This window comes from Pseudonocardia sp. KRD291 (assembly GCF_019263595.1).
Classification (GTDB): domain Bacteria; phylum Actinomycetota; class Actinomycetes; order Mycobacteriales; family Pseudonocardiaceae; genus Pseudonocardia.
Genome location: NZ_JADQDD010000404.1, coordinates 1 through 4359, shown reverse-complemented (window position 1 = coordinate 4359; position 4359 = coordinate 1). Strand labels below are relative to the sequence as shown.

Here is a 4359-nt window from a genome sequence, read left to right as displayed (position 1 = left end):
GCGTTCCTCGACGCCACGGCCCGCGAGACGGCCGTGCGCGCGGCCGCCGCGGAGCCGCTGTCCTCCCCCTTCGACGGGGCTCCGGAGTCGCTGCGCGCGGCCGTCGACGAGGGGCTGGGCGCGGTCACCGACGACATCGTCGCGCTGTCCCGCGCCCTGCACGCGGACCCGGAGACGGCGTTCGCCGAGCACCGCTCGGTGGCCGCGGTGGCCGAGCTGCTGGCGCGGCACGGCGTCGAGGCCGAGGTCGGTGTGCACGGGCTGGACACGGCGCTGCGGGCCCGGGCCGGGAACGGGCGCGGCCCGACGGTCGCGGTGCTCGCCGAGTACGACGCGCTGCCCGGGCTCGGGCACGCCTGCGGGCACAACGTCATCTGCGCGTCCGCGGTCGGTGCGTTCCTGGCGCTGGCCCGCGCACTGGGGCGGGCGGGGGACGGCACGGCCCCGGACGGCACCGTCGTGCTGCTCGGCACGCCCGCCGAGGAGGGCGGCGGCGGCAAGGAGACGATGGCCCGCGACGGGGCGTTCGACGACGTCGACGCCGCGGTGATGGTGCACCCGTTCGCCCACGACATCGCCGACCACCCGTTCCTCGGACGCCGGCAGGTCGACGTCGTCTACCACGGGGTCGCCGCGCACGCCGCGGCCCAGCCGTTCATGGGCCGCAACGCGCTCGACGCCGTCGTACTCGGATACCAGGGCGTCGCGATGCTGCGCCAGCACCTGCCCGACCCGGACCGGGTGCACGGGGTGATCACCGAGGGCGGCGACCGCCCGAACGTCGTCCCGGACCGGGCCGCGGCCCGCTACTACCTGCGCTCCGCTGACGCGGACGCCCTGCGCGACATGACGACCCGGGTGGCCGCGATCGCGGTCGGCGCGGCCGCCATGACCGGCTGCGGCTACGAGCTCACCTGGGACCCGGCACCGCCCTACCTGCCGATCCGGCACAACGCGACGCTCGCCGCGCGCTGGGCCGTGCACCAGGCCGACCGGGGACGGACCGTCTACCCGCGCGGGGTGGTGCCGGAGTCCGAGACCGGCTCGACCGATCTGGGCAACGTCAGCATGCGGATCCCCGCCATCCACCCGATGATCGCGGTCGCGGAGCCGGGGACGTCGCTGCACACCGTCGAGTTCGGTGAGGCGGCCGGTGGCCCCGGTGGCGACGCCGCGGTGCGCGACGGGGCGGCCGGGCTGGCCCTGACCGTGGCCGACCTGCTGGCCGACACCGCGTTGCGCGAGGCCGTGCTGGCCGAGTTCGCCGAAGCCGGTGGACCGGTGGACGTGCCGTCGTTCTTCGAGGGCGTCTAGGAACTCTTGCCATATCGGCAAGGCGGCTGGCGCGCTACGCATACCACGCGCAGAGTCGTCGGCATGGATGACAACAGTTCTCATTACGACGTTCTGGTGATCGGTGGTGGGGCCGCCGGGCTCTCCGCCGGTCTGACCCTGGCCCGCGCGCGTCGCGACGTGCTGGTCCTCGACGCGGGCGAGCCGCGCAACGCCCCGGCCGAGGGCGTGCACGGCTTCCTCACCCGCGACGGCGTCGCACCGGCGGAGCTGACCGCGCTGGGTCGGGCGGAGGTCACCGGCTACGGCGGGACGGTCCGCTCCGGGCGGGCCGTCGCCGCGCGCCGCACCGCGCGCGGTTTCGCGGTGCGCACCGCCGACGGCGACGAGCTCACCGCACGGCGGCTGATCCTCGCCGGCGGTGTGGACGAGGTGTTCCCGGACGTCGACGGCCTGCGCGCGAGGTGGGGCCGCGACGTCTTCCACTGCCCCTACTGCCACGGCTGGGAGGTGCGCGACACGGCGATCGGCGTCCTGGCCACCGGCCCGCACGCGGTGCACCAGGCCCTCCTGCTGCGCCAGTGGAGCGACGACGTGACGCTGTTCCTGCACACTTCCCCCGACCCCACCGACGAGCAGTGGGAGCGGCTCGCGGCGCGCGGGGTCGCCGTCGTCGACGGCGAGGTGAGCGGCGTGCAGGTCACCGGCGACGCACTCTCCGGTGTCCGGCTGGCCTCGGGACGGGTCGTGGCGCGGGAGTCGCTGGTCGTGCTGCCCCACGCTGTGGCCGAGGGCCCCCTGCTCGACGGGCTGGGCATCGGGACGGTCGAGCTCGCGCCCGGTGTCGCCACCCACGTCCCGACCGACCCGTCCGGGCGCACCGCCGTTCCCGGCGTGTGGGCCGCCGGGAACCTGCGGGACCCGATGGCCACGGTCGTCGCCTCGGCCGCGTCCGGCACCATGGCCGCGGCGGCGGTGAACGGCGACCTGGTCGAGGAGGACACCGACCGCGCCGTGGCGCGCCGCCGGGACCCGTTCTCGGCCGCGTCGGAGTCCCGGGTCGCCGCCCTGGTGGCGTCCGAGCGTGCGCACGGGCTGACCGGCGTCGGCTGAGCGGCGCCCGCGGTGTCGGTCAGAAGAACGTGCCGCACCACGGGATGTCGGCGGTGGCGAACAGCGCGTCGGCCCGGGCGACGGCCGCGTCGTCGTGGGCCCGCCACCGCCCGGCCGCGACCAGCTCCGAGGGGCGGCGGTCGCCCAGGTAGGCCATGGCCAGGGCGTCGACGTCGCACTCGAGGTCCGCCGCGACGGTGCCCTCGACCGGCTTCGGGCCGTCCGGGCCGATCCGGACCGTGCCGTCGTTGGCCGGGAGCAGGCGGTCGTGCACCCGCAGCACGACCGGTGCGGCCTCGCCCCAGGTGCGGGCCCCGAGGGCGGCGGTGACGTCGACCATCCGCATCCACGTCTCGTCGGCCAGTCCCTCGACGCGGAAGGCACGCGGGTCGGCGAGCAGCAGCGAGAGGTCCTCGTCGAGCGGGCGCAGGCGCCCGGTCACGTCGGCGACCAGGTCCATGCCGAGCAGGAACCGCCACAGGTCGGCCGAGGCGGTGGCGTCGGCGGCGTGCAGGTCGAGCAGCCGGACCGTGTCGCCGGCGGCCTGGTCGTGGTCGACAGCCCACACGGCCCACCCGTCGTCGCCGTGCGGGCCGGAGTGCACGGCCGTGCCGCGGAACTCGGCGACCGGCCCGGTGCCCTCCAGGAAGGCGGGCCACCAGCCGTCGAAACGGGTCATGCCACCGGCCCGGCGCAGCGCGAACCGGTCGTGCAGGGCGGGCAGCTCGGTCCGCGCGCGCTGCGGGGACAGCATCCGGACGGTGCCCCCGCCCGGCGCGTCCGGCCGCAGCTCCGCGCCGCCCCGGATCCGCACCGTGCGCCCGCGGGTGGCGATGCCGTAGCCGAACCGTCCGTAGATGCCGGTCTCGCTGGCCCGCAGCGTGGCCAGGACCTCACCGCGGTCGGCGGCGTCGGTGAGCTGGGCCCGCATCAGGGCGCTGAGGTGACCCCGCCGGGTCCGGTCCGCGCGGACCCCGACCAGGCTGACCGCCGCGGTGTCGACGCCGGCCCCGCCCGGGACGGCCGTGCGGCAGGGGAACGACATGGCGGTGCCCACGAGCTCCGGGGCGAGCTCGGGGCCGCCGCCCGAGGGCAGCTGCTCGAACGCCCCGAACGTGCGTCCGGGGACGTGCCGGGAGCCGCCGCGCCCCCAGCCGTCGTCGTCGAGCGGGGTGACGTGCAGGGCGGCGCGGAACAGGTCGGTCGAGGCGCGCAGCTCGTCGGGTTCGAGGACACGGACGTGGGGATACTCGGTCACCACCCGAGCATCCCGGCTGCGCACCGCCGCGTCACCCCGATTGGGGCCGGCGGGCGCCGTCTCCGCGACGGCGACACCGGTGATCGGCGGCCGGGTACCGATCGGGGCCGCCGGTGACCCGGATCCGTACCCGGCCCGCGATCATGGAGCCCTCAGACGCGCCCGACCTGGTAGCCACCGTCGTCGGTGATCACTCGGCCGGGCACGGCGAGCTGCTCGCCGTCGACGATCGCCTGGCACTCGAACGTCGTACCGGTCGTGACCTCGACGTCGTCCGGGCAGTCGACGGCTCCGACCTGCAGCCGGTAGTCCTGGCTCAGGATCTGGTTGACGCCGTTCTGCAGGGCCGTCTTGTCCAGCGTGCGGGTGATGGCGAAGCCCGGCGCGACGAACGCCAGCACCAGCCCGACCACGACGACCAGCGCCACTGCACCGATCCCGACGAGTGCGCCCCGCCCCAGGCCGAAGGGCCCGCGCTTCGGGCGCCGCACGACGTCGTCCGGTGCCCACGGCTCCTCGCCGGGGACGACGCCGTCGTCGGTCGGGCCCCACACGCCGGTGGGCCCGGGGTCGCCGCCGGCCCACCCGTCGTCGGGTTCGGGTGCGCGCCGACGGCCACCCGCCGGTGCGGCCGCCCCCGGTTCCTGCCGGGCAGGCATCGCCTCGTCACCCCAGACCGGCTCCTGGGCCGCGGA

The 4359-nt window shown here is 76.5% G+C and carries 4 protein-coding genes; 2 read left to right on the top strand and 2 right to left on the bottom strand.

Annotated features, from left to right (window positions below):
* The coding region (locus tag I4I78_RS30760) for a M20 family metallopeptidase (protein ID WP_226380757.1) at positions 1–1314 on the top strand (1314 nt) is incomplete at its 5' end.
* Between the two features lie 63 nt (positions 1315–1377).
* The gene (locus I4I78_RS30755) at positions 1378–2406 is read left to right on the top strand and encodes an NAD(P)/FAD-dependent oxidoreductase (protein ID WP_218615019.1); all 1029 of its coding nucleotides are present in this window, start codon (positions 1378–1380) and stop codon (positions 2404–2406) included.
* 19 nt (positions 2407–2425) lie between these two features.
* On the opposite strand, the gene I4I78_RS30750 is transcribed toward I4I78_RS30755, so the two are convergent.
* Positions 2426–3664 (bottom strand): GNAT family N-acetyltransferase, encoded by a 1239-nt coding sequence (locus I4I78_RS30750; protein WP_218615018.1) that lies wholly within the window; start codon positions 3662–3664, stop codon positions 2426–2428.
* A 152-nt stretch (positions 3665–3816) separates the two neighbouring features.
* The coding region (locus I4I78_RS30745) for a DUF4333 domain-containing protein (protein WP_218615017.1) at positions 3817–4359 on the bottom strand (543 nt) is incomplete at its 5' end.